Source organism: Agrobacterium tumefaciens (genome assembly GCF_013318015.2).
GTDB classification, from domain to species: Bacteria; Pseudomonadota; Alphaproteobacteria; order Rhizobiales; family Rhizobiaceae; genus Agrobacterium; species Agrobacterium tumefaciens.
Genome location: NZ_CP115842.1, coordinates 837,653 through 853,451 on the forward strand (window position 1 = coordinate 837,653; position 15,799 = coordinate 853,451).

Sequence of the window (15,799 nt, forward strand, 5' to 3'; positions counted from 1 at the left end):
CCCCGCAGCCTTGACCGCTGACGGCGCACATATTCCAGCGACAGCGGCTTTAGGGCATCCGGACGCTTCGTTCTTCGATCCCGAACTGCTTCGGCGGTTCGGGATTACCCGCGTCGGAGACGTGACCGGTCTCGATATTATCGGCATACCCGTCTGGTTCGCGACGCGGCCCAATTCACGCGGACTGTCGGTCTCCCAGGGCAAGGGGCTTGTCGCGGAGCAGGCACGGCTTTCCGCGATCATGGAAGCGATCGAAGGTGCCGTCGCCGAAGACACCCGCAAACATATCACCACTTTCGGCTCCATTCGTGAGATGCGGGACAAGGGCGCCCCTCTCGTTCCTTTCGAAACGATCGGCCGGGTCGACCCGGACACTCTTGATCTGCGAAACGAACGCGCCTGGGTGAAGGGAACATCCATACGCCAGCAGCTGGAGGTTTTTGCCCCCTATGAGCTGGTGGGCATGGATTTTCGCGCGGATTTCCCCTGGGACCGGCAGGCCTTTCTCATGAGTTCGCAAGGTCTTGCGGCGGGTTTCGACCATGACCACGCGGTTCTGCACGCCTTGCTCGAACTCATCGAAAACGACGCCTGCTTTCTCGTCGATACCTTCGAAACCCGCAATATCGCGCCGGAACCGGTCGTGTTGCCGATGGGTGTCGACACATCCTTCGATGCTCTTGTTCAACACCTTTCACATATCGGACTGCCGCCCCGCTTCTTTGATCTCACCAATACGCTCGGCGTGCCTGTAGTCATGGCGAGCCTGCCACGGTCAATCCACGCGCAGGACGGACTTGCCACCCGCAGCGCTGCCGGCGCAGCGTGCCGGTTTGGCACCTATGACGCGGCAATTGCCGCGCTGCTGGAGGCGATCCAGTCGCGACTGACTGACATCAGCGGCGCGAGGGACGATCTCTCTCCTTTGCGCTACCAGCGGGATATGTTTGCGGCGGGACCGGCGGCATCCGAGGTGTGGCCAATGGACCGGATCCCGGCCAGTCTCGATTTTGCGAATAGCGATCCGGCTCTACCGCCGTGGCGTCAGCTTGCAGAGCATCTTTTCGCCGCCGGGATCGACGACATCTATGTCTTTGCGCTGGAAACGGGCGTATCCGGTCTGCATGTCGTCCGGGTTCTGGCAAGCGGCCTCACCCCTGCCGGTGGTGGCCTTCAACGTATATCCCAGCGCACGCTCGACCGGTTCCTGAACCTCGGAGGCCTTTGATGAAGCCGGTGGTTTTTGCAGGCCCGTCCATCCACGGCATCGCACCCGCGCAGATTTCCGGCCTCGATCTTCGTGGCCCGGCTGCCTGCGGCGACATTTTCGACGCGGTAAAGCAGGGTGCCCGGACAATCGGGCTGATCGACGGCCTCTACGGTGACTGCGCCGCCGTGTGGCACAAGGAAATCCTGTTCGCGCTGTCAGGCGGCGTCACTGTTCTCGGTGCCGCCAGCATGGGCGCGCTAAGAGCGGCGGAATGCGCGGCCTTCGGCATGATCGGCATCGGCGAAATCTTTGAAGCCTATCGGGACGGGCTGCGTTTTTCCGACGCCGATGTGGCAGTCAGCCACGCGCCCGGCGAACTCGACTACCGCCCGCTTACAATCGCGCTTGTCGATGCCGAAGCGACGCTCGAAGCGTGTCGCGCCGCTATCGCCCCAGAGGAACACGACGCCTTGCTGAACGCCGCCCGCAAGCTGCATTTTAACCGCAGGACATGGCGTGCAATGGCAACTGAGGCAAACCTCAACCTCGAGACCGCAAATTTTCTGGCCGGAAACGCGGTTTCCGCCAAACGCAACGATGCGGCCCGGCTTTTAGGCCTGCTTGGCAGCGGAGAATTGCCATCCCCGCCGCCGCAATCGTGGAAATTACAGAACACGGTATTTTTCCAGCAATTGGCCACGCGGCAGACGGCGGGAGAAAAAGCGTCTTGACCGCTGCCCCGCACCCGTCTCTGCTGCCCGACTGCGGAGGACTGATCCGGACAATCGCGCTTGCCTTGCCCGCCGCGTTTTTTGCGGGTGACAGGGCTGAAGGGGGCGTCTCTCCGCTCATCCCGATCGGAAACCTGCTTTCGGCTCTGCCTTCCGACGTCACGGCCCTTGTTCTTATCGATGGCCCCTGTCTCGCCTCCGCTGAAAGCTGGCTCAGCAGGCTGGCAGCCACCTGCACCGCAGAACTGTTACCGCTCGATGCAACCAGCAGCGTTTCGCACCCGTGGATACAGGACGTGTTCCACGTTCGGACTGCTGATGGGATCGCAACCGAACTGCTTTGTGCATCGGAAAGCGCCGTCACTGGCGAGCTCGCCAATCGTCTCGGGCTTGCCGCCAACGCTTCGCATGTCACTTTGCCGGGCGGTAACCAGCTGGTCGGGCCGGACTTTCGATTGGTGGGCCATTCCAGCCTGCAGGACGACAGGGGTATGGCAAACAATGCGGCAACCGAACGGCCGCAACAATGGCAGCGGGTTCAGGCACTCGACTACAGAACCCTGGGCAGTTTCGGATATCGGCCGGAAGACCTCGGCAATGCCTCGGCCTCAATCGCTCTTACCTCGGCAAACACGTCGCCTCCGGCGATCACCTTCGGAAAAATCCACCAATGCGGTTTCCACGTCGACCAGTTCGTTTCGGTCACAGGTCTAAGACGCGATGGCCACCCGCTATTGCTGGTTGCCGATCCGGTGGCCCATGAATGCAACGCCCGTAATGCGATGGATTTGAAACGTAAACTGGATGCCTCCGTTCTATTGCTGGCACAGCAGGGCTTCGCAATCCTGCGAAATCCCATTCCGGTTTTACCCACCATCGACACCAACAAATGCCTGCCTCGGCTTTATAACAACGTGCTTGTTGAAAATATCGTGCGCTCCGACCAAGAGAAGCCATTCGTCTGGGTTCCCCATTTCGGTGATGCGGAAACGCTCGACGGTTTCGACCGAGAGAACAGGAAAATTTGGGAAAGACTGGGCTTTCACGCCATCGGCGTGGCCGGCTGGAGCCATTTTGCCAGCAGAAACGGGGCATTGCGATGTGCAACAAAGGTGATAAACCGTCAACCAGCACAGCATACCGACGGAAAACAGCCTTACTTTATCAGTAACACCTCACAATACCCGTGGAAATTGTGTTGAATGTCTACCTTCAACAATATTAATTGATAAATATCCAATTTAAGAACCTCACAACTGGAGGAGTTCATGATGCAGGCCAAACTACCCAGCCCGATCGATGTGCATGTGGGTACACAAATCCGAATGCGCCGCAAGTCGCTCGGCATGAGTCAAAGCGCGCTGGCGGGCCGGTTGGGCATTACCTTCCAGCAGGTCCAGAAATACGAAAAGGGTGCCAATCGCGTCGGCGCGTCCCGTTTGCAAGCCATTGCATCGGTTCTCGGCGTCGATGTCAGCTCTTTGTTCGCCAATGCGACGCCGGATGTCGGAAACGCCAATCCCGCCCTTGGCACGATCAATGCCATGCAGTCTTTCGTTGCGTCGAATGAAGGATTTTCGCTCAATCAGGCCTTTGCCCGAATCAAGAGCGCAACCGTGCGCAAGAGCATCGTTGCCCTCGTGACATCGCTTGCGGCTACCGAAGCGGCGGAAAATAACGGCGCGCCGGAAAACAAGAGCGACGATTGACGCAGGTGTGACGCTCGCGTGACGCTCGATGTGGTCGAAAATGAACAACGCGGGATCAACGCGTTTTCATACTGTCGACTGTCGAGAGGGAATCATGGTGGCGTCTACCGCAGCAATACTTGAACAGGACAATGCAGACGAGATTCTGGCGCTCGGGCGGATGGTTTCCTATCTTTGCCAGCGCTCCAAATCTCTGGAACTGGGGATGTCGACCTATTTCCTGGAAATGGCATTGCTGTCGCTGGCCCAGGACATCAATCAGCATGGCTCGCTACCGGCTGGCGCAGAAATGAACGGCAGCGGTTTCGCACACGCCGAACTCCATTAAAACACCGCTTTTTAACGACCGCGTCTGCAATTGCGCAGAGCCGCAGACATTTTTCGTCTGCGGTTCCGGCTGGGCTGAAACACACCGGACGCATATATTTTTTAGTCAACTCCAAGAACTTTTGTTCCCAGCATTTGTCGAGGCCCGGTTTTTACCGGGCCTCGATTTGTAGTGGAAGTAAAGACGACAGAATTCTGTCGTCAGGCAACGACCGCGCCCGGACCCGCCACAGCACCCGGCGGCACCTTGCCCAGAATAATCATGCCGAGGACCTCGTCCTTCGTCACATCTTCCGTGCGGGCATGGCCGACCACCTTGCCGTTTTTCATGACGAACACCCGGTCGGCGAGATCGAAGACGTCATGGATATCGTGGCTGATGAGGAAGATGCCGATGCCCTGCCGTTTCAGTTCCTTGACGAGATCGCCGACCTGTGCCGTTTCCTGCGGCCCGAGTGCTGCCGTCGGTTCGTCCATGATGAGGATGCGGGCATCGAACAGAATGGCGCGGGCGATTGCCACGGACTGCCGCTGGCCACCGGAAAGCGCCTTCACCGGCTCCTTGAACCGCCGGAAATTGGGGTTGAGACGCCCCATGACCTCGCGGGCCGAAGCTTCCATGGCGACATCATCCAATGTTCCCCATTTCGTCTTCAGCTCGCGGCCGAGATAAAGATTGGCCGCCGCATCGACATTATCCGCCACCGCCAGCGTCTGGTAGATGGTTTCGATGCCGTATTTCTTGGCGTCGCGGGGATTGCGGATATCCGCATCCTCGCCGTTGATGAGGATGTCGCCCCCATCCCGCCGGTATGCACCGGACAATATCTTGATGAGCGTCGATTTGCCGGCGCCGTTGTGGCCAAGAAGGGCCACAACCTCACCTGGGAAAAGATCGACAGAGGCGTTTTCCACCGCATGGATACCACCGAAGGAAATGGAAATATTGCGCATTTCCACGAGGGGCGTGACTTGTTCCGTCATTGGGGTTCTCCTCGGTTCTTACTTGGCGCGGGCGCGGTAGATGGTGTCGAGCCAGACGGCGACGACCAGAACCACACCGACGACGATGCGCTGAAAGGGCGTATCGATGCCCACAAGCACCATGCCGGATTGCAGCGATTGCATGACGAGCGCGCCGAGCATCGCGCCCGCTATGGTGCCGACGCCGCCGGCGAGCGACGTGCCGCCGATGACCGCCGCCGCGATCGTATAAAGTTCATCCAGTTCACCCTGGGCATTGGTGGCCGCGTTGAGGCGGGCAGTCGAGATTGCCGCAGCGATGGCGCATAGAACGCCCATCAGCGTGAATATCTTGACCGTGACCCAGCGGGTCTTGATGCCGGCGAGTTCCGCCGCCTCCGGGTTGCCGCCGATTGCGAACACATAGCGTCCGAAGCGCAGCCGCGTCGCGATGAAGGTCATGACAGCACCGACGGCAAGCGCCATCAGCACCGGAATGGCAATGCCGTGCGGAATGAACAGACCACCATCCGGCCAGGTAATGCCATTGGCATCGGCATAGTTGCGGGCAATGTTGACCGGCCAGGGATAGCTGTTGACGACAGCTACGAAACCGACGACGACGACGCAGCCAAGTGCCACCAGGAAATATTCCGCCCAGACGGGCCGCAGCGGAAAACCGAAACGGCGACGCTGGTGGCGGGAATTCAGGATTGCCGCGACAATGGCGACGCAGGCGGCAATGGCTGCGATCCAGCTCCATGTCGCGCCGATCGAGCCGCTGGTGCCGCCACCCATCAGGCGGAAGGTGGAATCCATCGGCGCCACGGTGCGGCCGCTGGTGACGAACCATGTGCCACCGCGCCAGACCAGCAGACCGCCAAGCGTGACGATGAAGGACGGCACGTTCAGGAAGGCGATGATCGAGCCCTGCAGCATGCCGATCGCTCCGCCGACGAAAATGCCGACCAGAAGCGTGACGATCCATGTCGCCCAATGTTCAAAGCCGAGGAGCTGCGGCAGGATTTCCGCCTGCATGACACCCATGATCATGCCGGAAAAACCGAGGATCGACCCGACCGACAGATCGATGTTGCGGGTAACGATGACAAGCACCATGCCTGTCGCCATCACCGCGACAGAAGCGGTCTGGACGGAGAGGTTCCAGAGGTTTCTCGGCGTCAGGAACAGCCCGCCCGAAAGAATATGGAAACCGATCCAGATCAGAAGAAGCGCGCCGACCATGCCGAGCAGCCGGGTATCAAGCTCCGTGGCACTGATGAAACGCGAAATCGAGCCCGTCTTTTCCGTCTTGGGGGACGCTGTGGAATTGGATTGTGTCATGTCGGCCATGGCCTGCCGGTCCTCCTTACATCTGAAAGGCGCCGCGCCACGTATCAGTGGCGCGGCGCCCAAACATCAACCTAGCGGTCTCAGTTGCAGGCCTTGACGGATCCGGCCTTTACACCCTGGCAGGCCGTTTCCTTCTTGATCCAGCCGGCGTCGATGACGACGTTCAGATTGTCCTTGGTAATGGCGATGGGCTTGAGGAAGACTGACTGCATCGTCACTTTTTTCGGACCGCCATCAAAAGCGGCAACGCCCTTGATTTCCGTCATCTTCTTGCCGCCCGCAAGTTCCAGCGCGATGCCGGCAGCTTCCTTGCCGAGTTCGCGGCTATCCTTCCAGACAGATACCGTCTGCGTGCCGAGCGCTACGCGGTTGAGCGCGGCGAAGTCCGCATCCTGACCGGATACAGGAACAGAACCTGCGAGGCCCTGCGCGGCAAGAGCGGCAATTGCGCCACCGGCCGTTCCGTCGTTCGAGGCGACGACCGCATCGACCTTGTTGTTATTCTTGGTCAGGAACTGCTCCATGTTCTTCTGGGCATTTTCCGGCTTCCAGCCATCGGTATAGGCTTCGCCGACATTCTTGATCTTGCCCGCGTCGACAGCGGCCTTCAGAACTTCCTGCTGTCCGGCAAAAAGAAAGTCCGCATTCGGATCGGAAGACGAACCCTTGATGAAGACGTAGTTGCCTTCCGGCTTGACCTTGAAGACTTCGGCGGCCTGAAGGCGACCGACTTCCTTGTTGTCGAAAGTGATGTAGAAGGCGTTCTTGTTTTCGATCAGGCGGTCGTAACCCACCACCGGAATACCTTCAGCGACGGCCTTTTCAACGGCCGGGCCAATCGCGTCGCTGTCCTGCGCAAGAATGATCAACGCATTGGCGCCCTGGGAAATCAGCGATTCCACGTCAGTCAGCTGTTTTGCGGCGGACGACTGCGCATCGGCGGAAATATACTTCGCACCGGCCTTGTCGAGAGCTGCCTTGATTGCCGCCTCATCCGTCTTCCAGCGCTCTTCCTGGAAATTGGACCAGGAAACGCCAACGACGAGATCAGCAGCAATGGCTGCGGTGTGCAGGGAAACGAGTACAGCTGTACCCGCCAAAAGCTTGGCAAACGAATTCATGATGTCCTCCCGGTAAGGGCGAAGCCTGCACCTCCATGCAGGGAAAACGCCCGGAAAAAGCTGTCGGGCTCTGTGATTTCACAATTTTCTCGACAGTCGAGAAAATTAATGTCAGAGATTCCCCATGCTGTCAACAACGGCTGCGGGCAGCATCCGGGTGCCTTGATCTTGCTCGTGGCGTGCGCCATCAGAGGGGATAAGCACGACAGGAAAAAAGCCGTTCAGGGAGCATACCCCAGCCCATGTCCGCCATTGCAAGCACGGAACTGGTGCGCCAGAAAAACAGCCTGTCGGTGATGGCAGCGCTGCGCCTTCATGGCAGCCTATCCCATACGGACATGTCCTCCTTCACCGGGCTTGCCTCCGCCACCGTTTCCGCAATCACCATGGAACTCGAGCGGGCCGGCCTAATCCTGCGCAAAGAGCAGCTAGCCGCCGCCGGGCGCGGGCGGCCGCGCATCCTCTTTGGGCCTGATGGTGCTTTCTGCCACGTCGCCATCGTCATCATTTCGTCCGACAGCGTGCAATATTCGTTGGTCGACTATGCCGGCAAGCTGGTGGACCGCTTCACCGAGCAGAGGATCACGGCTGAAAAAGGGTCGTTCGGCGACTCGATCCTCTCCGGCCTTGCACGGCTTGCGGACCGTTCGCGCATCGACCGGCACGACATTCTCCAGGTGTCGATCAGCAGCAAGGGGCTTGTGGACGCGGCAGCGGCGGTGCTCGTCTGGTCGCCGGTGCTCGGCACCGAAAAGATAGATTTCCAGCAGCTCATTTCTCAGGACGGCCGCATCCGCGTGACGCTGAACAACGAAACGCTGCTGGCCGCAAAAGCCATCTGGATGCAGGAGCAGGCAAAGGACGGCCCGAAACCGGAGGCACTTGTCACCCTATCGCTCGGCCACAGCATTGGCCTCGGCATTGCCCGCGCCGCGGGTGGAGGGATAGAGGTTAGCGCCCCCAATTTCGGACATATGCTGCATCTGGCCGATGGCGCCCTTTGCCGCTGCGGCACCAGAGGCTGTATCGAGGCCTATTCAGGGTTTTATGCAATCCTGCGTTCGGCATTCGAGGCCCCGCCGCAGGCGGAACCGGCAAAATTCGTGCCGATTGCCGAAGTGGACAAGATCGCCGCTTCCGCCCGCGCCGGCGGGCGCATGGCGCGGCTTGCCTTCCGCACAGCCGGGCTTGCACTCGGCAACGGCCTTTCACGTCTGTTCAGCCTGCACGGCCATATGCCGGTCTTCATCACTGGCCCCGGCACACGCTATTTCGATCTTCTGGAAATCGGCCTTCACGATGGCCTTGCGCAATCGCAGTCGGTCCGCTTCGGCGGAATGCCAAAAATCGGCATCGCGCCCAACGAACCGGAACTGGTGTTCGAAGGGCATATGGAACACGCTCTGTCCGCCGCCGACGACTATATATTGAGCGCCGATGGCCCTGAAAGAGCGGCAAGGAACTCGGGGAACTGACGGGACAACTCGTAAAAGCTCAGGCCTGCTCCGTCACGGCTTCGCCCTTTTCCTTGACACCAGTCAGCGTGGAAACGAATTCATCCAGAGCGGCAGCCTCGTCCCTGCTCAACCGCAGGCCCTGTTTAGTGCGCCGCCAGAGAATATCCTCTGCTGCAAAGGCCCATTCGTGTTCCACCAGCCAGCGCACTTCGCATTCGTAAAGTGTGCCGCCGAAATGCCGACCGAGGCCGGAAACATCGGTGGCGACACCGAGCAGTTCCGCAGCCTTCGTGCCGTAGTTTCTGATGAGCCGCTCGGCATGGCGTCCATCAAGGAATGGGTAACGGGAGACAAGCGCCCTCACCTGGGCGTCATATCTCTCCACCCCGAAGTCACCGCCCGGCAGATACGATCCCGCCGTCCAGGGCTTGCCCTTTTCTCCGATGGCTGCGCCGATCTTTTCCAGAGCATGTTCCGCCAGCCGCCGGTAGGTGGTCAGCTTGCCGCCGAAGATATTGAGTAGCGGCGCTTCGCCCTCTGCCTCTTCAACCTTCAGCACATAGTCGCGTGTGGCTTCCTGCGCCTTTGAAGCGCCATCATCGAAAAGCGGGCGCACGCCGGAATAGGTCCAGACGATATCATCCGGCTTCACCGGCTCGCTGAAATATTCGCTGGCGGCATTGCAGAGATAGGAAATCTCTTCCTCAGAGATGCGCACCTTGGCCGGATCGCCCTTATAGTCGCGGTCCGTGGTGCCGATCAGCGTAAAATCTTGCTCATAGGGAATGGCGAAGATGATGCGGTTGTCCGGGTTCTGGAAGAAATAGGCGCGCGGATCGGAAAACTTCCTGCGCACGATGATGTGGCTGCCCTGCACGAGACGAACATTGTGCACATCGTTGCGGCCGAACACGCCGGACAGCACGTTATCCACCCACGGGCCAGCGGCATTCACCAGCATGCGCGCTCTGTGCGTGGCTGAACGGCCGGTCTTTTCGTCCAGCGTCTCGATAAGCCACACGCCGCCTTCGCGCCGTGCGGAAACGACCCGCGTGCGGTTCATGATCGTCGCACCGCGATCCGCCGCGTCACGCGCATTCAGAACTACGAAACGGGCATCGTCCACCCAGCCGTCGGAATATTCGAAAGCCTTGGCAAAGACCGGCTTCAGAGGTTTGCCTGCCGGGTCCTGCCGAAGATCGACCGTGCGCGTCGGCGGCAAAAGCTTGCGGCCGCCGAGGTTGTCGTAAAGAAAGAGGCCAAGCCGGACCATCCATGCCGGACGCACGCCGCCTTTCTGGAGCGGCAGGACGAAGCGCATGGGCCAGATGACGTGCGGGGCCATGGACCACAGAATTTCACGCTCCATCAAGGCTTCGCGCACCAGACGAAACTCATAATGTTCGAGATAGCGCAGGCCGCCATGAATGAGCTTGGTGGCTGCCGAAGACGTACCGGAGGCAAAATCGCCCTTTTCCGCAAGCGCCACGGAATAGCCCCTACCCACGGCATCGCGGGCAATGCCGCAACCATTAACGCCACCGCCGATGACAAAAAGATCGAATATGTTTTCGCCGGACATAGGGCCTCCCAAAACAGCGCCGGGGACCATTTTCCCCTACGTTGAAAGATTATCGTCATAAAAACGAAAACAAAACGAATGTCAAAAGAAAACAAACGAAACCCATGTTTTCAGCACAAGCGAACGGCAACTGCCGCCGGTGAATCACGTCGCCAGCGTGTTTCGGGATGTCGGTACGGGGTCTGTGTTTCAGACGTGTGTCGGAGTGACCTGCTCAAGCTCGTAAAGCACGCCGCCCATATCCTTTGGATGCAGGAAGAGAACGGGATTGCCATGCGCGCCGATCTTCGGCTCGCCATCACCTAAAATGCGGATGCCTTTTTGGACGAGATCGTCTCGCACGGCCAGAATATCCGGCACCTCAAAGCACAGATGATGCGTGCCGCCACCCGGATTTCTTTCGAGGAAGGCGGTAATCGGGGAGTTCTCTCCAAGCGGATGAAGAAGTTCGATCTTGGTATTGTCAGCCTGAACGAAAACCACTGTCACGCCGTGTTCGGGCAGGGTTTGCGGCTCGGAAACTTGAGCGCCAAGCGCCCTGTATCGCGAAACCGCGGCATTAAGATCGGGCACGGCAAGGGCGACGTGGTTCAATCTTCCGAACATGGCCGTATTCCTCTCACGCGTTGCGCCGGATGCCTTCGAGCAGATCGAGAACCTTGTTGGCCGCATCCATGACATTGGTGCCGGGTCCGAAAATCGCCGAAACGCCGTGGTCCAGCAGGAACTGGTAATCCTGGCGTGGGATGACGCCGCCGACGACGACGATGATGTCCTGGGCACCCTTCTGCTTGAGCGCCTCCACAAGCTGCGGTGCGAGCGTCTTGTGGCCTGCGGCAAGCGACGACATGCCGACCACATGCACCTTGTTCTGAACCGCAAGATCGGCTGCCTCGGCAGGCGTCTGGAACAGCGGCCCGGCCAGCACATCGAAACCGATATCACCAAAGGCCGACGCGATAACCTTCGCGCCGCGATCATGCCCGTCCTGCCCGAGCTTTGCGACCATGATGCGCGGTTTGACGCCGAGCCGTTCTGCCACGCCGGAAAGCCGCGTAGCGAGCGTGGCAAGCTCCGGCTCGTCCTTGTAGGCTTCTCCGTAAATATCCTCCACCACTTCCGGCACGGCAACGTAATCGCCGAAGACGGCACGCAGCGCATCGGAAATCTCGCCGACGGTAGCGCGGGCGCGGGCGGCGACGACTGCCGCCTCGAGAATATTACCCTTGCCGCTGCGGGCAATTTCAGACAACGCCGCCAGCGCCTTCGAGAGGTCCCCGCCGTCGCGGCGACGTTTGGTGTCCTCAAGGCGGCGGATTTGCGCGGCGCGTACGGCGGCGTTGTCGATATCGAGAACGTCGATATCCTCCTCGGTTTCCAGACGGTAGCGGTTGACGCCGACGATGACTTCCTCGCCCTTGTCCACGGCCGCCTGCCGACGCGTGGCCGCCTCCTCGATCAATCGCTTGGGCAGGCCTTCGGCCACCGCTTTGGTCATGCCACCAAGCGCCTCCACCTCCTCAATCAGCGCCCAGGCTTTTTGCGCCAGTTCATCCGTCAGGCTTTCGACGTAGTAGGAACCGGCCAGCGGATCGACGACCTTGGTGACGCCGGTTTCATGCTGGAGAATAAGCTGGGTGTTGCGGGCGATGCGGGCGGAAAATTCTGTCGGGAGGGCAATGGCTTCATCAAAGGAATTGGTGTGCAGCGATTGTGTGCCGCCCAGCACGGCGGACATGGCCTCGAAAGCGGTGCGGACAATGTTATTGTAAGGGTCCTGTTCCTGAAGAGACACACCGGATGTCTGGCAATGGGTGCGCAGCATGAGCGACGACGCCTTTTGCGGCTTGAACTCTTCCATGATGCGCGACCAGAGGAAGCGGGCGGCGCGCAGCTTTGCGGCCTCCATGAAGAAATTCATGCCGATGGCAAAAAAGAACGACAGGCGGCCGGCGAAATCATCGACATTCAGTCCCTTGGCAAGGGCGGCCCGCACATATTCCCGCCCATCCGCCAGCGTGAAGGCAAGCTCCTGCACCAGCGTGGCACCTGCCTCCTGCATGTGATAGCCGGATATCGAAATGGAGTTGAATTTCGGCATCTCCTTCGCCGTATATTCAATGATATCAGCAATGATACGCATCGAAGGCTCGGGCGGGTAGATATAGGTGTTGCGGACCATGAACTCCTTGAGAATGTCGTTCTGGATGGTGCCGGAAAGTGCGGCACGCGAGACACCCTGCTCTTCCCCCGCAACGATGAAATTGGCGAGCACCGGAATGACGGCCCCATTCATGGTCATGGAGACGGAGACCTTTTCGAGCGGTATGCCATCGAACAGGATTTTCATGTCCTCGACGCTGTCGATCGCTACGCCTGCCTTACCGACATCGCCTTCAACGCGCGAGTGGTCGCTGTCATATCCGCGATGAGTGGCAAGATCGAAGGCGACCGAAACACCCTGTTGGCCGGCGGCGAGCGCCTTGCGGTAAAAGGCGTTGGAAGCTTCGGCAGTCGAAAACCCGGCATATTGGCGGATCGTCCATGGCCGCCCGGCATACATGGTGGCGCGCGGGCCGCGCGTGAAGGGTGCAAAGCCCGGCAGGCCATCGAGATGTGAAGCCTTTTTCAGGTCATCGGCCGTGTAAAGCGGTTTGACGTCAATGCCTTCGGGCGTATGCCAGACGAGTGCATCCGGTGAACGCTTCAGCTCCTTTTCGGCAAGCTGCAGCCAATCCCGCACCGTTTTTTCACCCGACATGCATATCTCCCCTTCTGCATTTCATTTTCAGTACTGTGACTGGTGATCGTGACCGAAATCCAGCCTACCCCGTAACCCGCTCCGCCCCTCATCCGTTCCTCAAAAACGGTATCAAGCCCTATTCAAATTCGATGATAACCTCATCCACGGCGAGGCTATCGCCCGGCTTTGCCGACACTTTGGCGACCCGGCCGCGTTTTTCCGCACGCAGGATGTTCTCCATCTTCATTGCCTCCACCGTCGCCAGCGCCTGACCGGCTTCCACCTCGTCCCCCTCGCCAACCGAGATCCCGGTGATGACGCCCGGCATCGGGCAGAGCAACAGTTTCGACGTATCGGGCGGCAGCTTTTCCGGCATCAGCAGCGCCAGTTCCGCCACGCGCGGGCTGCGCACATGGGCGAGAACATCCATGCCGCGCCAGCGCAGACGAACCGCCGCACCGGCAAGATCGACCTTGGCGGCGATCACCTCGCCCGCCACCGTGAACAGGCCAAGGCTGCGGCCGGGAAGCCAGCCGGTAGCGACCGTCAGCGCAGCACCATCCTCAAAACGGATTGCCATGCCTTCAGCACCGGTTTCCACGCTGACGCTTCGACGGGATTGACCAAGCGAAACCACCCAGTCCTGACCGACAATGCGACGATGATTGCCAATGGTACCGGAAATTTCGACCGCACGGTTTTGAAGCCGCTGGTGGATAACGGTGGCGATGGCTGCGAGCTTGCGCGCGGAGGCCTCATCGGGCTCGACCCCGGAAAAGCCCTCCGGAAATTCCTCGGCGATAAAACCCGTCGTCAGACGGCCGGCCCGAAAACGCTCGTGCTGCATGACAGCCGAGAGGAACGGCAGATTGTGGCCGATGCCCTCCACTTCGAAACGATCCAGCGCCTGCCCCATGGCATCGATGGCGGTTTCACGATCCTTTGCCCAGCTACAAAGCTTGGCGATCATCGGATCGTAATACATCGAGATTTCACCGCCTTCGAAGACGCCGGTATCGTTGCGGATCACGGTGCCGTTTTCCTGCTCGCCCTCTTGCGGCGGGCGATACCGTGTCAACCGGCCGATGGAGGGCAAGAAATTACGATACGGGTCTTCAGCATAAAGCCGGCTTTCGATTGCCCAGCCGTTCAACCTTATATCGGTCTGCCCGAAGGACAGCTTTTCGCCTGATGCCACGCGGATCATCTGCTCGACCAGATCAATGCCTGTGACGAGTTCCGTTACCGGATGTTCCACCTGCAGGCGCGTATTCATTTCCAGAAAGTAGAAATTGCGCTCGCCATCAACGATGAATTCCACCGTTCCGGCCGAATGGTAACCAACTGCTCTCGACAGAGCCACGGCCTGCTCGCCCATGGCCTTGCGCGTTGCCTCATCAAGAAAGGGCGATGGCGCTTCCTCAATGACCTTCTGGTTGCGGCGCTGGATCGAGCACTCTCGCTCGCCAAGGTAAAGAATATTGCCGTGTTGATCGCCCAGCACCTGAATTTCGATATGGCGCGGCTGGGTGACGAATTTCTCGATGAAGATGCGGTCGTCCCCAAAGGAAGATTTCGCCTCGTTTTTTGACGACTGGAAACCCTCGCGCGCCTCCGCATCGTTAAAGGCGATGCGCATGCCCTTTCCGCCGCCGCCGGCCGAGGCCTTGATCATCACGGGATAACCGATCTCGGAGGCGATCCTCACCGCCTCATCTGCATCCCCAATCAGCCCCATATGGCCGGGCACGGTGGAAACACCGGCTTCCGCCGCGAGCTTCTTGGAGGTGATCTTGTCGCCCATGGCCTGGATAGCGCCGACCGGCGGGCCGATGAAGATCACACCCGCCTTCTCCAGCGCCTCGGCAAAGGCAGCGTTCTCCGACAGGAAGCCATAGCCGGGATGCACCGCATCAGCCCCGGTCTTCTCGATCGCAGCAACGATTTTATCGATGACGATATAGGACTGCGACGAGGGCGCCGGACCGATATGAACGGCCTCATCCGCCATCTTTACATGCAAAGCATTGGCATCAGCATCCGAATAGACGGCAACCGTCGCAATGCCCATCTTCTTCGCCGTCTTGATGACCCGGCAGGCGATCTCGCCGCGATTGGCGATGAGGATTTTCTTGATCACGCGGTTATTCTCCCCTCTTCCCCTCACGACAAATGCCGTATGCCGTCCTCAAATCTCGAAAAAGTTCTCGAAGGATTCCGGGAAACTCTGCCGGGCGACGCGCTCGTCGATGACAAGCATCGCCTGGTAGGAAAGCGGATCGAAATTCTTTTCCGCCGGCAAGACCTCGCGGCCGAACAGCAGGCTGAGGCGGGCCGCGTCGAGATTACCACGCTCGAACGGCTCGGGACCAAAATGGTGCCAGAGCGAGTGCAGGAAGGCCGCATCGATGCGGTGTTCCTTGGAATCGTCCCGCGCCCTTCGGGGTATCATCTTGATGGGCGTTACCCCTTTTGGATTGGCGCGGCGGATGGTGAACTGGATGCCCGTGCTCGGCATGCCGGAGGGAAATCCCTTGTGTTTGGTCATTTCGGGCAGGTTCGCCATCTTTTGTCCTTCCAGAAGCATTTCCATTAAAAGCAGG

At 59.5% G+C, this 15,799-nt stretch carries 14 protein-coding genes; 6 read left to right on the top strand and 8 right to left on the bottom strand.

The window, feature by feature from the left end:
• The first annotated feature begins 31 nt into the window (after window positions 1-31).
• The 5 genes from G6L97_RS17285 to G6L97_RS17305 all read left to right on the top strand — a co-directional run bounded on the left by G6L97_RS17285 (window position 32) and on the right by G6L97_RS17305 (window position 3,978).
• On the top strand, window positions 32-1,228 hold the full coding sequence (locus G6L97_RS17285) for a YcaO-like family protein (RefSeq protein ID WP_035202507.1): 1,197 nt from the start codon (window positions 32-34) through the stop codon (window positions 1,226-1,228).
• On the top strand, window positions 1,228-1,941 hold the full coding sequence (locus G6L97_RS17290; protein ID WP_019564847.1) for a TfuA-like protein: 714 nt from the start codon (window positions 1,228-1,230) through the stop codon (window positions 1,939-1,941). Before G6L97_RS17285 ends, G6L97_RS17290 begins: the two co-directional genes overlap by 1 nt.
• The gene (locus tag G6L97_RS17295) at window positions 1,938-3,143 is read left to right on the top strand and encodes a hypothetical protein (protein WP_065704403.1); all 1,206 of its coding nucleotides are present in this window, start codon (window positions 1,938-1,940) and stop codon (window positions 3,141-3,143) included. Before G6L97_RS17290 ends, G6L97_RS17295 begins: the two co-directional genes overlap by 4 nt.
• Window positions 3,144-3,212: 69 nt before the next feature.
• Complete coding sequence (locus G6L97_RS17300; RefSeq protein WP_025595440.1) at window positions 3,213-3,650, top strand: helix-turn-helix domain-containing protein; 438 nt, start codon at window positions 3,213-3,215, stop codon at window positions 3,648-3,650.
• 94 nt (window positions 3,651-3,744) lie between these two features.
• Entirely contained in the window at window positions 3,745-3,978 is a 234-nt protein-coding gene (locus tag G6L97_RS17305; protein WP_013761765.1) for a hypothetical protein, read from the top strand.
• Between the two features lie 200 nt (window positions 3,979-4,178).
• Here G6L97_RS17305 and G6L97_RS17310 read toward each other — a convergent pair whose 3' ends face one another.
• From G6L97_RS17310 to xylF, 3 genes are all read right to left on the bottom strand, one after another.
• On the bottom strand, window positions 4,179-4,961 hold the full coding sequence (locus tag G6L97_RS17310) for an ATP-binding cassette domain-containing protein (RefSeq protein WP_003511297.1): 783 nt from the start codon (window positions 4,959-4,961) through the stop codon (window positions 4,179-4,181).
• 18 nt (window positions 4,962-4,979) lie between these two features.
• Window positions 4,980-6,293 (bottom strand): sugar ABC transporter permease, encoded by a 1,314-nt coding sequence (locus G6L97_RS17315; RefSeq protein WP_065662488.1) that lies wholly within the window; start codon window positions 6,291-6,293, stop codon window positions 4,980-4,982.
• Window positions 6,294-6,373: 80 nt separating this feature from the next.
• Entirely contained in the window at window positions 6,374-7,414 is a 1,041-nt protein-coding gene (xylF, locus tag G6L97_RS17320; RefSeq protein ID WP_003511300.1) for a D-xylose ABC transporter substrate-binding protein, read from the bottom strand.
• A 242-nt stretch (window positions 7,415-7,656) separates the two neighbouring features.
• On the opposite strand from xylF, the gene G6L97_RS17325 reads away from it, so the two are divergent.
• Window positions 7,657-8,889 carry an ROK family transcriptional regulator gene (locus G6L97_RS17325; protein ID WP_065704405.1) on the top strand — a complete coding sequence of 411 codons (1,233 nt, stop codon included), beginning with the start codon at window positions 7,657-7,659 and terminating at the stop codon, window positions 8,887-8,889.
• A gap of 19 nt (window positions 8,890-8,908) precedes the next feature.
• On the opposite strand, the gene G6L97_RS17330 is transcribed toward G6L97_RS17325, so the two are convergent.
• The 5 genes from G6L97_RS17330 to G6L97_RS17350 all read right to left on the bottom strand — a co-directional run bounded on the left by G6L97_RS17330 (window position 8,909) and on the right by G6L97_RS17350 (window position 15,762).
• Window positions 8,909-10,453: a glycerol-3-phosphate dehydrogenase gene (locus G6L97_RS17330; RefSeq protein WP_065704406.1), complete on the bottom strand. Its 1,545-nt coding sequence runs from the start codon at window positions 10,451-10,453 to the stop codon at window positions 8,909-8,911.
• Between the two features lie 189 nt (window positions 10,454-10,642).
• Window positions 10,643-11,059: a methylmalonyl-CoA epimerase gene (gene mce / locus G6L97_RS17335; RefSeq protein WP_111782974.1), complete on the bottom strand. Its 417-nt coding sequence runs from the start codon at window positions 11,057-11,059 to the stop codon at window positions 10,643-10,645.
• A gap of 13 nt (window positions 11,060-11,072) precedes the next feature.
• Window positions 11,073-13,214, bottom strand: a complete 2,142-nt coding sequence (gene scpA, locus G6L97_RS17340; RefSeq protein WP_065704407.1) for a methylmalonyl-CoA mutase — start codon at window positions 13,212-13,214, stop codon at window positions 11,073-11,075.
• Window positions 13,215-13,332: 118 nt separating this feature from the next.
• Window positions 13,333-15,336 carry an acetyl-CoA carboxylase biotin carboxylase subunit gene (locus G6L97_RS17345; protein WP_174003479.1) on the bottom strand — a complete coding sequence of 668 codons (2,004 nt, stop codon included), beginning with the start codon at window positions 15,334-15,336 and terminating at the stop codon, window positions 13,333-13,335.
• A 48-nt stretch (window positions 15,337-15,384) separates the two neighbouring features.
• Window positions 15,385-15,762, bottom strand: a complete 378-nt coding sequence (locus G6L97_RS17350) for a hypothetical protein (RefSeq protein WP_111783012.1) — start codon at window positions 15,760-15,762, stop codon at window positions 15,385-15,387.
• Window positions 15,763-15,799: the final 37 nt, after the last annotated feature.

What these genes read in the sequence shown, in the direction of transcription:
- G6L97_RS17290 (WP_019564847.1), top strand. Translation starts at nt 1,228, where the DNA reads ATGAAGCCGGTGGTTTTTGCAGGCCCGTCCATCCACGGCATCGCACCC.
- G6L97_RS17300 (WP_025595440.1), top strand. Translation starts at nt 3,213, where the DNA reads ATGCAGGCCAAACTACCCAGCCCGATCGATGTGCATGTGGGTACACAA.
- G6L97_RS17305 (WP_013761765.1), top strand. Translation starts at nt 3,745, where the DNA reads ATGGTGGCGTCTACCGCAGCAATACTTGAACAGGACAATGCAGACGAG.
- G6L97_RS17310 (WP_003511297.1), bottom strand. Translation starts at nt 4,961, where the DNA reads ATGACGGAACAAGTCACGCCCCTCGTGGAAATGCGCAATATTTCCATT.
- G6L97_RS17315 (WP_065662488.1), bottom strand. Translation starts at nt 6,293, where the DNA reads ATGGCCGACATGACACAATCCAATTCCACAGCGTCCCCCAAGACGGAA.
- xylF (WP_003511300.1), bottom strand. Translation starts at nt 7,414, where the DNA reads ATGAATTCGTTTGCCAAGCTTTTGGCGGGTACAGCTGTACTCGTTTCC.
- G6L97_RS17325 (WP_065704405.1), top strand. Translation starts at nt 7,657, where the DNA reads ATGTCCGCCATTGCAAGCACGGAACTGGTGCGCCAGAAAAACAGCCTG.
- G6L97_RS17330 (WP_065704406.1), bottom strand. Translation starts at nt 10,453, where the DNA reads ATGTCCGGCGAAAACATATTCGATCTTTTTGTCATCGGCGGTGGCGTT.
- mce (WP_111782974.1), bottom strand. Translation starts at nt 11,059, where the DNA reads ATGTTCGGAAGATTGAACCACGTCGCCCTTGCCGTGCCCGATCTTAAT.
- scpA (WP_065704407.1), bottom strand. Translation starts at nt 13,214, where the DNA reads ATGTCGGGTGAAAAAACGGTGCGGGATTGGCTGCAGCTTGCCGAAAAG.
- G6L97_RS17350 (WP_111783012.1), bottom strand. Translation starts at nt 15,762, where the DNA reads ATGGCGAACCTGCCCGAAATGACCAAACACAAGGGATTTCCCTCCGGC.